Below are 16,764 nucleotides of genomic sequence, written 5' to 3'. Positions count from 1 at the left end.
GATATCCACAGGCTGCCGAGATCCTCAACACAGGCCGTCATCCACAGGCTGGCACCCGCTTTCACGCGGTGTTTCACGTGAAACGGGGTGTGCCTGTGGACAACCGGTGTGGATAACTTTTCGGCCCGTCAGTCGTTGCTCGAAAACCGCTCGGAGGTGCTGGCGAGTGACTTCGCCGACGTCGGCGTCGGGTCGGATGCGCGAGAGTCGATGGCGAGTTGGAACCGCACGGCAACCGACCCGGGCCGGCGACGTTGGCGGGGTGCCGGAGAAGGCTTGGTCTACGGCGACCTGGGATGAGGCGGAGCCGCTGGCGCCCGGCCGTGGGGACGCGCTCGGCGCCGAGGCGGCTCTGGCCCAGGTCGTGATGAGCTTGCTCCGGTGTCCGCTCGCCAACAGGGAACGGGTTCGCCGGTGACGCTCGCGCCTGTTCGGGTCTGCCCCGCCCTGCTCCCGCTCGCCGGTCGGCACTGGCCGCAACTTCAGGGATGTTGTGGCATCGCGAGAGGTGGAGGCCCCAACATCCCTGAAGTTGCGCGGATCTTGGCCTGGCGCGGCGGACGTGGGGCGAACGAGCGGGCGCGAAAGGACAACGGGGGTGCCGTTGCCGGGCGAGTCTTGCGACCTCAAACGGTCGCGGTCCGCAGGCGCGGGCGCCGGACCTGTCACGGGAGTAGCGCCTCGGGCGGTCACGGGCCTCGCGCCGTCACGCGCCTCGGGCGGTCACGGGCCTCGGGCCCTCTCACACCCCGACTTGCCCGATCGATGCGCGCTGCCTTTCCCGAACGCTACGACCTCGGACGGACTCGCGGGCTTGGGCTCAGGCGGCGCCTTGCGGAAGAGGCGTAGGTGCCGGGCGGGGCGGAAGGTTCCAAGAGGCGCGAGCTGGCGGGCGGCGCGAGCCGGCGGAGAACCGGCGGGCGCTGAGCGCTCGGCGTGACGCGTGGAGATCGGGGCAGCAGCCTGGTGCGAGGTTCCGTATCGACGCGCGCTGGCGGGACGTGTCGGTGTGACCCTCCGGCCCAGCGGAGCTCAGCCGGCGAGGTACCGACGCGCCGAGCCAGAGGCACGGAGCCGGTCGCAGAGATGGAGCCGTAGAGACTGAGCGACGCATGGGCGAGTCACGGCGACAAGCGACGCCTGGGCGGCAAGGCGACCGGCGGGCCCGCCGCTTCCACCGCGGTCCGCCGCCTCCAGGACGGCCCGCCCCGTCATCACGGCCCGCCCCGTCAGCACGGCCGGCCCGTCAGCGCGGCCCGCTGAATGAACGCACGTGGGCACGATGCACGAAGGGCGGCGCACGAAGGGCGGCGCACGAAGCACGCGGGTGAGGCAAGCGGGCGCGGCAAGCTGGCGCGGCGCTGGGCACGTCGGGGCCGACCGCGAGGAGGTGACAGCACCACGGCGGCTACAGCAGAGGACAGGTCGACAGCCACAGCGACGATCAGGCTCGCTGGGCGGTTCGGCCCACCAAGACCACCAGACTCGGCGTCCAAGGCGGCAGCGGCCCGCTGAGCGGCGCGCAAGGCACCCTCCGCCGCCTTCCACGACGGCCCGGACGCAGTCGACGGTTTCACGTGAAACGGAGGCTCGGAACACCCCACGGGCGGCCAACGGAGATGGCGGGCCGTCCGGCGGCCGCGATGCGTGGTGGCGGAGGTCGGCAGCCCGCCGAAGTCGCCCGACGGGACCACACCCGTTTCACGTGAAACCAACGGGCCCGGATGCAGAACGGCCGCGCATCCCGAGGGAAAGCGCGGCCGCAGAAGGAGGGGCGATCAGTCCCCGGCCTCTTCCTGTTCCACTCCGATGATCCCGACGATCCGCTCCAGGTCGTCCACCGTCGCGAACTCGATCGTGATCTTGCCCTTGCTCCGGCCGATGTCCACCTTCACCCGGGTGTCGAACCGGTCCGACAGTCGATCGGCGAGGTCGGTCAGGGCGGGCGCGTGCGGCTTCTGGCGCCGCTTCGCGGCCTGGCCCTTCGCCGGTCCGTCGTTCAGCGCCAGGGCCACGATTTCCTCGGTCGCCCGGACCGAGAGGCCCTCGGCCACGATCCGCAGCGCCAACTGCTCCTGTGCCTCCGCCTCGTCGAGGCTCAGCAGGGCGCGGGCGTGGCCCGCGGACAGGATCCCGGCGGCCACCCGGCGCTGCACCTGCGCCGGCAGGTTCAGCAGCCGAATGGTGTTGGAGATCTGCGGTCGGCTCCGACCGATCCGGCGGGCCAACTCCTCGTGGGTGGCGCCGAACTCCTCCAGCAGCTGCTGGTACGCGGCGGCCTCTTCCAACGGGTTCAGGTTGGCCCGGTGGATGTTCTCCAGCAGGGCGTCGCGGAGCATGGCGTCATCCCGGGTGTCCCGGACGATCGCCGGGATGTTCTCCCGCCCCACGGCCTGAGCGGCTCGCCACCGCCGCTCGCCCATCACCAGCTCGTACTTCTCGTCGTCGAGCTGCCGGACGACGATGGGCTGGAGGAAGCCGACCTCCTGGATCGAGGTCTTCAGCTCCTCCAGCGCGTCCTCGTCGAAGACCTGGCGGGGCTGCTTCGGGTTCGGCACGATCGCGTCGACCGGGATCTCGGCGAACCGGGCTCCCGGCACCGGGCTGAGCGTCGACTCCGGCTGCGCCACGGTGCCGGTGGGCGTCGCCACCGGTACGTCAGCGACCGTTACATCGTCCACATGCCCGTTCTCCGGATCGGCCGTCACGGTGCCGGCAGCACCCGGCGGCGGCCCGGTCGGGATGAGCGCCCCAAGGCCTCGACCCAGACCGCCCCGAGGACGGTTCTTCATGCCACGCCTCCCAGCGATTCGTCCGCACTACGCATTCCGGCCCACCGGCTCCTTGACGCCCCGCTCGGCGATCTCCTGGGCGGCCTCGAAGTAACTCGTGGCGCCCCGCGAACCGGGATCGTAGGTCATCACCGACTGGCCGTAGCTGGGTGCCTCGGACACCCGGACGTTACGGGGGATGACCGCCTGGAGAACCTTGTCGCCGAAGTGGTTCCGGACGTCCTGCTCGACCGCGTCCGCGAGGCGGGTACGGCGGTCGTACATGGTCAGCAGGATGGTGGAGACATCGAGCTTGGGGTTGAGGTGTTGCCGCACCAGGTTGATGTTGTTGATCAGCTGGTTGAGCCCCTCCAGCGCGTAGTACTCGCACTGGATCGGGATCAGCACCTCCTGCGCGGCGACCAGGGCGTTGACCGTGAGCAGGCCGAGTGAGGGCGGGCAGTCGATGAAGACGTAGTCGAACTGCCCCGGGTAGGCGGCGATGGCCCGGTCGAGGCGCGACTCCCGCGCCACCACCGACACCAGTTCGATCTCCGCGCCGGCCAGGTCGATCGTCGCGGGTACGCACCAGAGGTTGGGGATGCCCTCGACCGCCTGCGCCACCTCGGACAGCGGCATGCTGTTGATCAGGCAGTCGTAGACGTCCGGGATGCCGGTGTGGTGCGGGACGTTGAGCCCAGTCGACGCGTTCCCCTGTGGGTCGAGGTCCACCACGAGCACCCGGTTGCCGTGCAGGGCGAGCGCCACCGCAAGGTTGACGGTGGTCGTGGTCTTGCCCACGCCGCCCTTCTGGTTAGCGACGCACATGACCCGGGTCCGGTCCGGTCGAGGCATGGTCACCTCGCCACTGGGATTCAGGATCTGCACGGCGCGCATCGCCTCCATAGCCAACGGTGGGTCATCCTCTTCGCGCGTCGGGGTTTCACGTGAAACGTACGTGGGGTCGGCCGCCACTGCGGCCAGCGAGTCGGCCGACGCGATCGGCACGTCGTCGACCACTGGCGTGGCGTCCCGGGCTCCCGCCGCAGTGGGTTGTTGCGGAACGGCCGGTTCGAAGCGGACCGCCGCGGCCGTGTTCCGCCGACCCGAGGTCGACCGCACCTCTGCGGCGTTGGCCGGACGGGCCGACCCGTCCGGTGCCCGACGAACAGCGGTCGGATCCGGGGTTTCCGGTCCGGCCGCCTGCCCAGCGGGGTCGTCGCGCAACACCAGCGGATCGCTGTCCGCCGGCCGAGGCGACGACCCGGGCGCGCCGGGCGACCAGCTCGGGTAGTCGGTTTCACGTGAAACAGGGTCGCTGGTTGACCCGGTCACGCGTGGATCGTCGTACCTGCCGTCGTCATGCACCTGTCATCCCTGCCCGCTTCGGATGGTCGGTCCGCGCCCCGGTCAACTTGGCCGCACCCGCGCTCGCACTCCGGAGCGTACGGCCCCTCGGGAGCGGTCGGAGACCTTCGACGCCGCCGCCCGCTCCACACTATCGACGCGCGGTCAGCCTACGGCGGACGGGCGCGGCCGGTCCACGTCGGGTTCTCATCCCCTCGTCCATCCGTACCGGTACAACGAGGAAACCCACCGGCCGGACGCCCGATGGCGCGAAGCGTCAGCGGCGGCGGGGGCGTCCGGCCCGGGATCGCTTGTTGGTGGCCGGACGGGGACCGATCATCCGTTCACGGACGATCTCCACCACGGTGGTGGGTGGGTCGATCACCCCGACGCCGCAGAGGTGCACGGCCGGTTCCCCACCGCCGAGCCGTGCCACGACGTCGGCGTGCTCCTCGATCTCCGTTGCGGCGGACGACCCCTTGAGCGCCAGCAGCCGCCCGCCGCGCACCGCCAGTGGCAGGCTCCACGCCGCCAGCCGGTCCAGTGGCGCGACGGCGCGGGAGGTCACCACGTCCCCGCTGATCGGCTCCCGGCCGCTCGATCCGGTGGCCGCCTCGTCGGCCCGACCCCGGAACACCCGCACCGTCCGGGTCAGGCCGAGTCGCTCGACAACCTCGATCAGGAACGACGTCCGCCGGGCGAGCGGCTCAATCAGGGTGACCGTCAGGTCGGGGCGCGCGATGGCCAGGACCAGACCGGGTAGACCGGCACCGGAGCCGACGTCGAGCACGGTCGCGTCGGTCGGGATCCGCTCGGCGACCGCGGCGCAGTTGAGCAGATGCCGGTCCCAGATCCGGGGCGCCTCCCGGGGGCCGATCAGCCCTCGGAGCACCCCGTCGGTGGCCAGCAGCTCGGCGTACGCGGCGGCCACGTCGAGTCGATCGCCGAAGAGGGTCACGGCGGCCGAAGCCAGGTCGGGCGGCAGCGCCGCGTCGGCCGGCGACGGGGTGCCGCCGCCCGAGCCGTCCCGCGCCGGGTCGGTGTCGGTGTCCGGGGTTTCGGGCCGGACAGCGGACGGCCCGGGCGGCGTGCCGCCCGGGCCGGTCACGGCGTCAGCCGTGTTGTCGTCGTGGGTCACCCGGTCAGTCCGCCGGCCGTACGACGATGCGCCGGCTCGGCTCGACGCCCTCGGACTCGCTCTCCACGCCGGACATGGCGTTGACCACGTCGTGCACGCACTTGCGCTCGAAAGCGGACATCGGCTCCAGCCGGACCGGCTCGCCGTACTCCTTGACCTTCTCGACAGCGTTCTTGGCGACCGCGGCGAGCTCCTTGCGGCGGCTCGCCCGGTAGCCGCCGACGTCGAGCAACAGGCGGCTCGGCGTCCCGGTCTGCCGGAAGACGGCGAGCCGGGTCAGCTCCTGGAGCGCCTCCAGGGTGGCCCCGCGCTGACCAACCAGGTTCTGCAGCCCGGAGCCGACCACCTCGACCACGGGGCGGCCGCCGGCGACCAGCTCGTCGATGTCGCCGTCGTAGTCGAGGATGTCGAGCAGCCCCTCCACGTAGTCGGCCGCGATCTCGCTCTGCCGGAACAGGTCGCCCTCTCCTGCCGCCTTCTTCGTACCGCCGCCGGCGGGGGCCTCGGTGTCGTCGTCGGCCTCCGGCTCGTCGGCCTCGGCGTCGTCGTCCACCGCGAGCGGCGCGGTCTCCTCCTCGTCCAGGGACTGCTCGGCGTGGGGGATGCTGGTCTCGGTCACGGTCTCATCTCCGTACTCGCTCGGCCGGACCGTCGGGTCCGCTGGTTTCCCGGGGCCGGCGGGAGGTCGCCGGTGCCCACGGGCACGTCTGTACGGGCAGTGTCGCCCGTGTCCGCGTCACGCGCGGTCGGTTCCGTCCGGCGCCGGCCATACGGCGGCTGCGCGGTGCGGAACGGGCCGCCGCCGGTTGCCCGACGACGGCCCGGACGAGTCAGCCCTGCCGCTTGGCGGGGCGGCTCTTCTTCGGGTTCACCGGCTTGGCGCCCGGCTTCGGCGCGGCCACCTTGGGCGCGGTCGCCTTGACCGGCGCCTGCGGGGCCGACTTGCCGCGCCCGAACAGGCCACCGGACTTGGCGGGCTGCACGGGGTTGCGGACGCCAGCGGGGCTGGTGGTCTTCTTGGCGGTCACCGGCGGCGGGAACTTGCGCAGTACCCACTGCTGCTGACCAAGAGTGAAGAGGTTGTTGGTGACCCAGTAGATGATCACGCCGATGGGGAAGATCGCGCCGGAGATCAGCAGCGACAGGGGGATGCCGTAGAGCATCAGCCGCTGGATCATCCGCTGCTGCGGGTCTTCGGCCCAGCCGGTCTTGAGGATCATCTGACGGCTGGTGAGGTAGGTGGTGCCGATCATGATCAGAACCAGGATGCCGGCAATGACCTTGACGGTGGTGCCGTTGGCGCCGAGGCGGGCCAGCTCGTCGGCGGTGGAGCCGAACTTGCCGGCGATCGGGGCGGTGAAGAGCTTCGCCTGCGAGGCGCTCTCGAACTGGTTGACGGTCCAGCCGTAGAGGTCCTTGCTCTGCTTGGCCGGGTCGAGCCGACGCAGCACGTGGAAGAGGCCGAGGAAGACCGGGATCTGAAGGAACATCGGAAGGCAGCCCATCAACGGGTTGGCCTTCTCCTTCTTGTAGAGCTCCATCATTTCTTTCTGGAGCGTCTCCCGGTCACCCTTGTGCTTCTCCTGCAGCTCCTTGACCTTGGGCTGCAACGCCTGCATCGCCCGCTGCGACTTGATCTGCTTCACGAAGACGGGGAACAGGATCACCCGGACGGTGACCACCAGGAAGACGATGGACAGGATCCAGGCGAAGTTGGTGCCGATCACTGCGCCGACCGGTACCCCAATGGCGTCCCAGGCAGAGTGCCAGGTCAGCAGGATCCACGAAATCGCGTAGTAGATCCAGTCGAGACTCAATTCGGGGCTCCAGTCACATCAGCACGGCGGCGGCCGCCCGGCTCCGGTACCGGGTCATGTCCACCAGGGTGAAAGGGGTGGCAGCGCAGCAAACGCCGCACCGCCAGCATGGCTCCCCGGAGCGCGCCGTGCCGGGCTACCGCCTCCTGGGCGTACGCACTGCACGACGGGTAGAACCGACAGCGGGCCGGCAGTGCCGGACTTATCCACCGACGGTACGCGATGATGGGCGCAATCAGCACCCTGGCACCGGTTGACGTCGGGCGCGGGGCGGTCGGGTCGGCGCTCATCGGGACCGCCGCTCTCGGGGCGACCGGGCAACCGCGATGGCGGCGTCCAGGTCGGCGGTGAGTCGGGGGTACGACGCCTCGGCCGCGGCGGGTAGCGCTCGGACGACCAGGGTGCTGCCGGCGGGCAGGGCGGCCAGCCGCTCCCGCACCAGCGCTCGCAGTCGGCGCCGGACCCGGTTGCGGACCACCGCGTTGCCAACGGCCTTGGACACGACGAAGCCGGCGCGGGCCGGCACGGAGGGCTGCTCCGTGCCGATATGCCGCGCCGGCTCCGGCGAGGTCGGTGTGGTCAGGTCAGCGGGCGACGGCACGGTCAGGTGGACCACGACGGCGCCTCGTCCGGCGCGTCGGCCACCACGGACCGCTGCGGCGAAGTCAGTACTGCGCCGCAGTCGCTGTGCGGCGGCCAGCACGACTGCCCACGTCCCCTGGACCGGCCCGATCGGCTCAGGCCGACAGGGTGGTGCGACCCTTGGCGCGGCGGCTCGAAAGGATGGCACGGCCGGCACGGGTGCGCATGCGCAGCCGGAAGCCGTGGGTCTTCGCGCGCCGGCGGTTGTTCGGCTGGTAGGTGCGCTTGCTCACGTCAGGCTCTCCGTTTTCGTACGCGCCCCGCGCGACGGAATCGCCGGGGTCGTGGGGTGGTCCAGGCCACCTCGACGGTGGCCCCCGATCGGTGCTGCCCGGCGGAGCGGGACCTCGGCGATGCGGGAATGCGACCGCGGACAGCAAGCACTCATCACCCTAGCAGAGGGCGAAATTGCGGCCGCTCCAGCCTACGCAGGGGTGCAATGACCGTCAAACACCCCGCACCGGTGGTCATTGGGACGCGCCCGGGACCGAAGGGGCGGTTTTCGCTGATGCCGAGAAGGACCCGGCCGCGTCGCCGGTTGATGGCGCAGGGACAACGCTGTTACCGTGCCCGATTGCGGTGAGCGTCGGATGCTCCGGTCGTCGCGCGCAGGCAAGACCGGACAAGCTAGTGAATCGTTCGGCACGGTGAACCCGCTTCAGCGCCCATTCAGGCAGGGGCAGGTCCCACCCGCGTCCGGCGGGCGGCCACTATCGGTCGGTACACAGGTTGTGGATAACCTGTGGACGACCACTGGTCAACCGTCCGGGTGGGTGATGTTCCACCCGCGCACGCGGCGGGCCCGGGACGGCCGGCTGGCAGACAGCGGCGGCCGGGAGCAGAGGCGAGGGGGTGGCACGACGGTGGCCGGTACGACCGACCTTGCCGCGGTGTGGTTAGCGGCGACCGACGAGCTCGCCGACGAGATCATCTCCGCGCAGCAGCGTGCCTACCTCCGACTGACCCGGCTGCGGGCGATCGTCGAGGACACCGCGTTGCTCTCCGTCCCGGACGCGTTCACCCGGGACGTGATCGAGTCACGGCTGCGCCCGGCGATCACCGAGGCGCTCACCCGCCGGCTCGGCCGGCCGATCCAGGTGGCGGTCACCGTGCGGGTGCCCGAGGACGCCGCGGGCCGCCCGGCCGGGACCGTCTATCGCAGCGCCCCTGAGCCGGGGCCGGTCGACGTCGAGGGTTCGCCTGCCGGGCCGTTCGACGACCCTGCCGGACGGCCGCATCCCGAAGGGCTCATCCCCGAGCAGCAGCACCCGGCGCGTACGTCCGAGCCGGGTCCGCCACAGGCGCCGGCCGGTCCGCCCCCCGCGTCGAGCCTCGACGGGCACCGGTCGGGGCTGATCCCGGCCAGCCGGGACGGGCAGGAGGCGCTGTTCAGCGCCGCGTTCGTGGAGCCGCAGCGGTCGCCCAGGTCGGGCCCGGACCGGCGCGGCTACGACGAGCAGGCCGCCCGCCTGGACTCGCCCGGCCCGGACACGCGGCCCTACGAGCCCCGCTACCGGGAAGACGCGGCGTCGCCGCGGGACCAGCACGTGATCCGTTCGCTGCCCCGGGACAGCGGAACGGACAGTGGCCCGGGCCGCAGTGGGGTGGATCACCGAGCGGGTGGCCGCGACGATCGCCGGCTGCCCGGCACCGACACCGGCGGCAACCGGCTCAATCCGAAGTACATGTTCGAGACGTTCGTCATCGGTTCGTCCAACCGGTTCGCCCACGCGGCGAGCGTGGCGGTGGCCGAGTCGCCGGCGAAGGCGTACAACCCGCTGTTCATCTACGGCAGCTCCGGGCTGGGTAAGACGCACCTGCTGCACGCCATCGGGCACTACGCCACGACGCTCGGCAACGCGCGGTCGGTGCGGTACGTCTCGACCGAGGAGTTCACCAACGACTTCATCAACTCGCTCCGGGACGACAAGACCAGCGCGTTCCAGCGGCGCTACCGCGACGTCGACATCCTGCTGATCGACGACATCCAGTTCCTGGAGAACCGCGAGCGCACGCAGGAGGAGTTCTTCCACACCTTCAACACCCTGCACAACGCCAACAAGCAGATCGTGATCACCTCGGACCGGTCGCCCAAGCAGTTGGCGACGCTGGAGGACCGGCTGCGGACGAGGTTCGAGTGGGGTCTGCTCGCCGACATCCAGCCTCCGGATCTGGAGACCCGGATCGCGATCCTGCAGAAAAAGGCGGCGCAGGAGCGGCTCTACGCCCCACCGGACGTGCTGGAGTTCATCGCCTCCCGGGTGTCGAACTCGATCCGGGAACTGGAGGGCGCGCTGATCCGGGTGACCGCGTTCGCCAGCCTGACCCGGTCGACCGTCGAGCTGTCGCTGGCCGAGGAGGTGCTGCGGGACTTCATCCCGGACGGCGCCGGCCCGGAGATCACAGCGGACCAGATCATGGTCTCCACGGCCGACTACTTCGGGGTGAGCCTGGAGGACCTGCGCGGTCAGTCCCGCTCCCGGGTACTGGTCAACGCCCGCCAGGTGGCCATGTACCTGTGTCGCGAGCTGACCGAGCTGTCGCTGCCCCGGATCGGGCAGGCGTTCGGGGGCCGGGACCACACCACGGTGATGCACGCCGACCGGAAGATCCGCCAGCAGATGGCCGAACGGCGCTCGCTCTACAACCAGATCGCCGAGCTGACCAACCGGATCAAACAGAACACCTGAGGGGTACGCCAGCCGACACGACGGCGCGCGCCCCGGGACACGCCCGGCCGGATCTCCGGCCGGGCGTTCTTTTTTGTCTCCGGCGGTGCTCTGGCTTGACCCTCGACATGGTCTAGACCACAGGATCGACGCCGTGTCCTCCTTGATACTCACTCGTTGTCCACAGCTCGTTGTCCACCGTCGGTGGATAACTACGGTCCGTCCTCCACCGGTTACCCACAGGCTGTGGAGAAACCCTGTGTACGACGTTGTGGATGGCTGGGGACAACGCCGACGTTATCCACCGGCAACCGTCGCCCTGTGCACGACCTGTTGAAGGTTCTGGGGATGACGGCAATGGTGATCTTCTTGGTGGTCCACAGGCATGGGGAGAAAGTCGGTGGATTACCGGTGGACAACCGGTGGACAACGGTGGACAACCAGGCGCCGCGGCCGGCCTGTGGACGCAGAGGGCGGTTGTACCCCCGGTTCTCCACAGCTAAATCACCGGTGGATAACCTGTCTGAGCTGCGCAGACCCGAGTTCTCCACAGTTTGCACAGGTGCGATGAAGACGATGAGTTATCTCTTCTAAGAGAACAAAAACCAATCATCACCGTTGGGCTTTCTGTGGATCGGGCCGAGCGCTGCCGGATCAGCCGGTCAGCACCGACACGAACCACGGGGTCGGGCGCACAGCCGATGCCCCCGCGCCCTAAGGTGCGATGGGTACCCGCACGGTTGGGCGGGACGGTAAGCAGCGGTCGGCATGAGAGAGTTGTCGCTGACGTCGACGCGGAGGCATTGATGAAGTTCCGAGTAGAGCGCGACGCGCTCGCTGAGGCCGTGGCCTGGACCGCGAAGAGCCTGCCCAACCGGCCATCCGTACCGGTGCTCGCAGGGGTGATGCTCCGCGTCACCGACGGCAACCTGCGGGTCTCCGGGTTCGACTACGAGGTCTCCAGCCAGGTCACCGTCGAGGTGCAGGGTGACGCCGACGGCGCCGCGCTCGTCTCCGGCCGCCTGCTCGCCGAGATCACCAAGGCGCTGCCGGCCAAGCCGGTGGACATCGCCGCGGTCGGCGCCCACCTCGAGTTGGTCTGCGGCAGCGCCCGGTTCACCCTGCCCACCATGCCGGTGGAGGACTATCCCGCGCTGCCCGAGATGCCGCAGAGCGCCGGCACGGTCGACGCCGCGGCGTTCGCCACCGCGGTCGCCCAGGTGGCCATCGCCGCCGGCCGCGACGAGACGCTGCCGATGATGACCGGCGTCCGCGTCGAGCTCGCCGGCAGCACCCTGTCGATGCTCGCCACCGACCGCTATCGACTGGCACTGCGTGAGATCCAGTGGCGGCCGGACGACCCCGAGGTGAGCATTAACGCCCTGGTGCCGGCCCGCACCTTGAACGACACCGCCAAGGCGCTCGGCCCGCTGGGCGGCGAGGTCACCCTCGCCCTCGCCCAGGGCGCCGCGGGCGAGGGCATGGTCGGCCTCGCTGGCGGCACCCGGCGCACCACCAGCCGGCTGCTCGACGGTGCCAACTACCCGCCGGTGCGCTCGCTCTTCCCGGCCACCCACAACGCCGACGCCCGGGTGTCGGTCAGCACCCTCATCGAGGTGGTCAAGCGGGTCGCGCTGGTCGCCGAGCGGACCACCCCGGTGCTGCTCAGCTTCAGCGCCGACGGCCTGGTGGTGGAGGCCGGCGGTTCCGAGGAGGCGCGGGCCAGCGAGGCGATGGAGGCCACCTTCACCGGTGACGCGCTGACCATCGGGTTCAACCCGCAGTACCTCATCGACGGCCTGGCGAACCTGGGCTCGCAGACGGCCGTGCTGTCGTTCGTCGACGCCTTCAAGCCCGCGGTGATTTCACCCGCCGGTGAGGATGGCGAGGTCATCCCCGGGTACCGGTACCTCATCATGCCGATCCGCGTGTCCCGCTGATCGCGCCCAGCGATACCCAGATCCACGGAGGTAGGAACACATGCAGCTCGGCCTGGTAGGACTCGGCCGGATGGGCGGCAACATGCGCGAGCGGTTGCGGGCGGCCGGCCACGAGGTGGTCGGCTTCGACCACAACGCGCAGCTGAGCGACGCGCCGACCCTCGCGGACCTGGCGGAGAAGCTCGAGTCGCCGCGTGCGGTGTGGGTCATGGTTCCCGCCGGCGTCACCGACGCCACCATCGATGAGCTCGCCGGGGTGCTCGGCGAGGGCGACATCATCATCGACGGCGGCAACTCGCGGTTCAGCGACGACGCCCCGCGGGCCGAGCGGCTCGCCGAGCGCGGCATCGGCTACCTGGATGTGGGCGTCTCCGGCGGCGTCTGGGGCCGGCAGAACGGCTACGCGCTGATGGTCGGCGGGGCCGAGGAGCACGTCGAGCGGCTGATGCCGATCTTCAACTCCCTCAAGCCGGAGGGCGAGTTCGGCTTCGTGCACGCCGGGCCGGTCGGTGCCGGGCACTACTCCAAGATGGTGCACAACGGCATCGAGTACGGCCTGATGCACGCCTACGCCGAGGGCTACGAGCTGATGGCCGCCTCCGAGCTGGTGACCAACGTGCCGGGCGTGTTCAAGTCCTGGCGGGAGGGCACCGTGGTGCGCTCCTGGCTGCTCGACCTGCTGGACCTGGCGCTCGACGAGGACCCGGAGCTGGCCGAGCTGAGCGGCTACACCGAGGACACCGGCGAGGGCCGGTGGACGGTCGACGAGGCGGTCCGGCTCGCTGTGCCGCTGAACGTCATCACCGCCTCGCTGTTCGCCCGCTTCGCCTCCCGGCAGGACGACTCGCCCGCCATGAAGGCCGTCGCCGCGCTGCGCCAGCAGTTCGGCGGCCACGCCGTCCACAAGCGCTGAGCGGTATCCACACCCTGTGTACGTTCACCGGCTGGAACTGGTCGACTTCCGCTCGTACGAGCGGGTCGCCGTCGACCTCCAGCCGGGGGCGAACGTCCTGATCGGCGCCAACGGCGTCGGCAAGACCAACCTCGTCGAGGCGCTGGGATACGTGGCGACCCTGGACTCGCACCGGGTCGCCACGGACGCGCCACTGGTCCGGATGGGTGCCAGCTCGGCGGTGATCCGCTGCGCGGTGGTGCACGACGGCCGGGAGCTCCTGGTCGAGCTGGAGATCGTGCCCGGCAAGGCCAACCGGGCCCGGCTGGGCCGCTCGCCGGCTCGGCGGGCCCGCGACGTGCTCGGCGCTCTGCGACTGGTGCTCTTCGCTCCGGAGGACCTGGAGCTGGTCCGGGGCGACCCGGCCGAGCGTCGCCGCTACCTGGACGACCTGCTGGTCAACCGGCAGCCCCGGTACGCCGGCGTGCGGGCCGACTACGAGCGGGTGGTCAAGCAGCGCAACGCCCTGCTGCGTACCGCGTACCTGGCTCGTAAGACCGGCGGGTCCCGGGGTGGTGACCTCGGCACCCTCGCGGTCTGGGACACCCACCTGGCCCAGCACGGCGCGGAGCTGTTGGCCGGTCGGCTGGAACTGGTCGCCGCGCTGACCCCGCACGTTGCCAAGGCGTACGACGCGGTGGCCGCCGGTCGGGGCGCGGCCGCCATCGCCTACCGGCCCTCGATCGAGCTGGCCGAGCCGACCACCGATCGGGCCGCGCTGGCCGAGGCGTTGACCGCGGCCCTCGCCGCGTCCCGCTCGGCCGAGATCGAACGAGGCACCACCCTGGTCGGCCCGCACCGTGACGAGTTGGCGCTGACCCTCGGCCCGCTGCCCGCCAAGGGGTACGCCAGCCACGGCGAGTCCTGGTCGTTCGCGCTCGCGCTGCGACTGGCCGGGTACGACCTGCTGCGCGCCGACGGTATCGAGCCGGTGCTGGTGCTCGACGACGTCTTCGCCGAGCTGGACACCGGCCGCCGGGAGCGGCTGGCGGAGCTGGTCGGCGGGGCGAGCCAGCTGCTGGTCACCTGCGCGGTGGACGATGATGTGCCGGCCGCCCTGCGCGGCACCCGCTACCAGGTCAGCGATGGGACGGTACGCCGTGTCGGATGAGCCGGGCACCAATCGAGGTGACGCTGGCCGGGGTGACCGGCGGGCCAGCCCGGGCGACGCGGCTGCCGCGCGTACCCCTGGATCGAAGGCGGCCGGGGGCGGTACGGACGGCGGGCAGGCGGATGCCGCCAGCGGGCCGGAGCTGGCCCGGGCGGTGCTCGACGCGGCGCTGTCCCGGCGGCAGGCGGCGGCCCGCGCGCGGCGTACCCCTGGCGGTGGCGGGAGCGGCGACGGCGACTCGGGGCGGCGGCTGCGCGGCTACTCCGGCCCGGGCCCCGACCCGCGCGACCCGCAGCCTCTCAGCGCGGTGTTGAACCGGCTCGTGAAGGCGCGTGGCTGGCAGCAGCCGGCGGCCGAGGCCACGGTGTTCGGCGCCTGGGAGCGGGTGGTCGGCGCGGAGGTCGCCCAGCACAGCCGGCCGGTCAAGCTGGAGAACGGCGAGCTGACCGTGGAGGCCCGCTCGACCGCCTGGGCGACCCAGCTGCGGCTGCTGGCCGGCTCGCTGCTCAAGCAGATCGCTCGCGAGGTCGGCCACAACGTGGTGCGCAAGCTGCACATTCACGGCCCGGCCGCGCCATCCTGGCAGAAGGGGCCGCGCCGGGTGCGTGGCCGAGGGCCGCGGGACACCTACGGCTGAGCGGGCGTCTCAGCTCCGCCGGCCGGCCTCCCGGGCGGCGCGCTTCCGCTCGCGCTGTTCCCGGGTGTAGCGCTTGCGCTCTTCCAGGTCGCGTTTCCACAGCTCGCGGGCCTCGGCCGAGCCGCCCTGCACCGCGCCCTCGACCTCGGGCGGGCCGGCCAGGTGCCGAAACGCCCAGCGCATGAAGCGGCCGCCCTCGCCGGGGGACCTGGTGGCCGCGCCGTCCTCGCTCATCTGCCGCCCTCTCCTGCGCCTTCATTCACCCGTCACCGCGGACGGACGATTGGGACACCAATGGTTGGTGTACCAACTATCTGTACGATAGCGATCATGCATGGGGAGGGCAACCGATGAGCGAACGACCGGACGGCGTAGACCCGCTGGCGCTGGAACAGCAGGTCTGCTTCGCCCTCTCGGTGGCGGCGCGCAGCGTCGTGGCCGTCTACCGGCCGCTGCTGGAGCCGATGGGGCTGACCCATCCGCAGTACCTGGTCATGCTGGCGCTCTGGCAGCACGCGCCGCTGTCCGGCCGCGACCTCAGTCGCCTGTTGCAGCTCGACCCGGGCACGCTGTCACCCCTGCTCAAGCGGCTCGAAGCAGCCGGCTACCTGCGCCGTGAGCGCGACGCCGCCGACGAGCGCAGTCTCGCCGTCACCCTCACCGACAGCGGCACGGCGCTGCGCAGCCGGGCGGAGCTGATCCCGGCCGCGATCGTGCAGCGGCTCGGGCTGCCCGTGGAGGACCTGCAACACCTGCACGCCGTGCTCACCCAGGTGATCGCCGCGGCCAACCGGCCCGGCGGTGGTGACCCGCCCACCCCGGATCCCGGGGTGAGCGGTCAGGCGTCGGCGTAGACCGCGAAGCCGCGCTCGGCGCAGCGCCGGTAGAACGCGGCGAGCACGCCCAACTCGGCGCAGGTGAAGTTCCACTGCGGCGGGTCGCCGCTCTCGTCGCGGAGCGCGTCGAGTCGGCTCTCCAGCCAGCGCAGCTGCTGCTCGGCCAGCCGTCCGTCGCCGAGCAGCGAGCGCAGCACCGTGCTCACCGACTCGAAGGTGACCGCCTCGCCGTGCGGGCGGTGGCCGGCCACGAAGCGTTCGATGCCGCCAGCGATCCAGGCGCAGCCGTCCGGGTCGATCACCGGGTCCTCGTCCTCGGCCGCGGCGTCTGTGGCGTACAACACACCTTCCAGGCCGAGCAGCAGATCCACCAGCTCGGTGTACGCGGTCGCCCGGACGGTGCCGGTCTTCGCGATCAACTCGGCCAGAGCCGCTGTCGGCGCGGAGATTCGCGGCAGGTCGACGATCTCGCCGAAGTCGACGAACTCGGCCGGCGCGACCGGATCGTAGAAGCGGCCGGTACGCGGCCAGTGCACCGCGACGTTGTCCAGCCCCATCTGTCACCTCTTAAAGAGCACGTGTCGGGTCGATTGGGTCGATCGTCCCGGTTCCAGCCCGTAAAGATCAAGGCCGCTCCCGGGGCGCCGCAAACGTACGGCACCGGCGGTCCGGCCGCGACCCCCGACCCGCCCGGCCGCGGGTCAACCCGTTCGGGGGCGGCGCGTCCGATCGGAGCCTGGCGTGTGGGGGGAGTCGTGGGCAATGGGGTTCTGCCGGCTACGGCTTTCTCAGCCGCCTCGTTGAGGGTGCCGAGTGGTGGTTCTGTCCTCCGGGCACAGTAGGATTGACGGTGAGACGAAGACCCGGTGCGGAGCGAGGGACGGGGCCGGTGGCCCCAGAAACA

Annotated in this window: 16 protein-coding genes; 6 read left to right on the top strand and 10 right to left on the bottom strand. The window is 71.1% G+C overall.

Going from position 1 to position 16,764, the window contains the following annotated elements; genetic code table 11:
* Positions 1-1,778 precede the first annotated feature (1,778 nt).
* The 8 genes from ACFY29_RS15130 to rpmH all read right to left on the bottom strand — a co-directional run bounded on the left by ACFY29_RS15130 (position 1,779) and on the right by rpmH (position 7,948).
* The gene (locus tag ACFY29_RS15130; RefSeq protein ID WP_386986220.1) at positions 1,779-2,792 is read right to left on the bottom strand and encodes a ParB/RepB/Spo0J family partition protein; all 1,014 of its coding nucleotides are present in this window, start codon (positions 2,790-2,792) and stop codon (positions 1,779-1,781) included.
* Between the two features lie 27 nt (positions 2,793-2,819).
* Positions 2,820-4,139 carry an AAA family ATPase gene (locus tag ACFY29_RS15125; protein WP_386986218.1) on the bottom strand — a complete coding sequence of 440 codons (1,320 nt, stop codon included), beginning with the start codon at positions 4,137-4,139 and terminating at the stop codon, positions 2,820-2,822.
* A 256-nt stretch (positions 4,140-4,395) separates the two neighbouring features.
* A complete protein-coding gene (gene rsmG / locus ACFY29_RS15120) occupies positions 4,396-5,103 on the bottom strand; it encodes a 16S rRNA (guanine(527)-N(7))-methyltransferase RsmG (RefSeq protein ID WP_386986788.1) in 708 nt (235 codons plus the stop codon).
* Between the two features lie 157 nt (positions 5,104-5,260).
* Positions 5,261-5,875, bottom strand: coding sequence for a protein jag (locus tag ACFY29_RS15115; protein WP_386986215.1), 615 nt, complete (start codon positions 5,873-5,875; stop codon positions 5,261-5,263).
* 211 nt (positions 5,876-6,086) lie between these two features.
* Positions 6,087-7,073, bottom strand: a complete 987-nt coding sequence (gene yidC / locus ACFY29_RS15110) for a membrane protein insertase YidC (RefSeq protein ID WP_328422011.1) — start codon at positions 7,071-7,073, stop codon at positions 6,087-6,089.
* Positions 7,070-7,363 (bottom strand): membrane protein insertion efficiency factor YidD, encoded by a 294-nt coding sequence (gene yidD, locus ACFY29_RS15105; RefSeq protein WP_328422013.1) that lies wholly within the window; start codon positions 7,361-7,363, stop codon positions 7,070-7,072. The genes yidC and yidD overlap by 4 nt, the downstream gene beginning before the upstream one ends.
* On the bottom strand, positions 7,360-7,776 hold the full coding sequence (gene rnpA / locus ACFY29_RS15100) for a ribonuclease P protein component (protein ID WP_328422015.1): 417 nt from the start codon (positions 7,774-7,776) through the stop codon (positions 7,360-7,362). Before rnpA ends, yidD begins: the two co-directional genes overlap by 4 nt.
* Before the next feature lie 34 nt (positions 7,777-7,810).
* Complete coding sequence (gene rpmH / locus ACFY29_RS15095; RefSeq protein WP_007453904.1) at positions 7,811-7,948, bottom strand: 50S ribosomal protein L34; 138 nt, start codon at positions 7,946-7,948, stop codon at positions 7,811-7,813.
* Positions 7,949-8,578: 630 nt separating this feature from the next.
* Here rpmH and dnaA point away from each other — a divergent pair.
* The 5 genes from dnaA (at position 8,579) to ACFY29_RS15070 (ending at position 15,024) form a co-directional block, all read left to right on the top strand.
* Positions 8,579-10,405: a chromosomal replication initiator protein DnaA gene (dnaA, locus tag ACFY29_RS15090; protein WP_386986209.1), complete on the top strand. Its 1,827-nt coding sequence runs from the start codon at positions 8,579-8,581 to the stop codon at positions 10,403-10,405.
* Between the two features lie 785 nt (positions 10,406-11,190).
* A complete protein-coding gene (dnaN, locus tag ACFY29_RS15085; protein ID WP_328422019.1) occupies positions 11,191-12,324 on the top strand; it encodes a DNA polymerase III subunit beta in 1,134 nt (377 codons plus the stop codon).
* 40 nt (positions 12,325-12,364) lie between these two features.
* Positions 12,365-13,237 carry a phosphogluconate dehydrogenase (NAD(+)-dependent, decarboxylating) gene (gene gnd, locus ACFY29_RS15080; RefSeq protein ID WP_328422021.1) on the top strand — a complete coding sequence of 291 codons (873 nt, stop codon included), beginning with the start codon at positions 12,365-12,367 and terminating at the stop codon, positions 13,235-13,237.
* Positions 13,238-13,253: 16 nt separating this feature from the next.
* On the top strand, positions 13,254-14,387 hold the full coding sequence (gene recF / locus ACFY29_RS15075; protein WP_386986204.1) for a DNA replication/repair protein RecF: 1,134 nt from the start codon (positions 13,254-13,256) through the stop codon (positions 14,385-14,387).
* On the top strand, positions 14,362-15,024 hold the full coding sequence (locus ACFY29_RS15070; RefSeq protein ID WP_386986201.1) for a DUF721 domain-containing protein: 663 nt from the start codon (positions 14,362-14,364) through the stop codon (positions 15,022-15,024). Before recF ends, ACFY29_RS15070 begins: the two co-directional genes overlap by 26 nt.
* Positions 15,025-15,033: 9 nt before the next feature.
* On the opposite strand, the gene ACFY29_RS15065 is transcribed toward ACFY29_RS15070, so the two are convergent.
* Positions 15,034-15,258, bottom strand: a complete 225-nt coding sequence (locus tag ACFY29_RS15065; RefSeq protein WP_328422027.1) for a hypothetical protein — start codon at positions 15,256-15,258, stop codon at positions 15,034-15,036.
* A 116-nt stretch (positions 15,259-15,374) separates the two neighbouring features.
* Here ACFY29_RS15065 and ACFY29_RS15060 point away from each other — a divergent pair, with 116 nt between their 5' ends.
* Positions 15,375-15,878, top strand: a complete 504-nt coding sequence (locus tag ACFY29_RS15060; RefSeq protein ID WP_328422029.1) for a MarR family transcriptional regulator — start codon at positions 15,375-15,377, stop codon at positions 15,876-15,878.
* Here the strand turns inward: ACFY29_RS15060 and ACFY29_RS15055 are convergent.
* Positions 15,863-16,417, bottom strand: coding sequence for a hypothetical protein (locus tag ACFY29_RS15055; protein WP_328422031.1), 555 nt, complete (start codon positions 16,415-16,417; stop codon positions 15,863-15,865). The two genes, ACFY29_RS15060 and ACFY29_RS15055, sit on opposite strands and share 16 nt — an antisense overlap.
* Positions 16,418-16,764 lie beyond the last annotated feature (347 nt).

The sequence above is a fragment of the Micromonospora sp. NPDC000668 genome, from assembly GCF_042897975.1.
In the GTDB taxonomy this organism is placed as follows: domain Bacteria; phylum Actinomycetota; class Actinomycetes; order Mycobacteriales; family Micromonosporaceae; genus Micromonospora.
The sequence above is the reverse complement of the archived record's forward strand: the minus strand, read 5'-3'. Positions and strand labels throughout refer to the sequence as shown.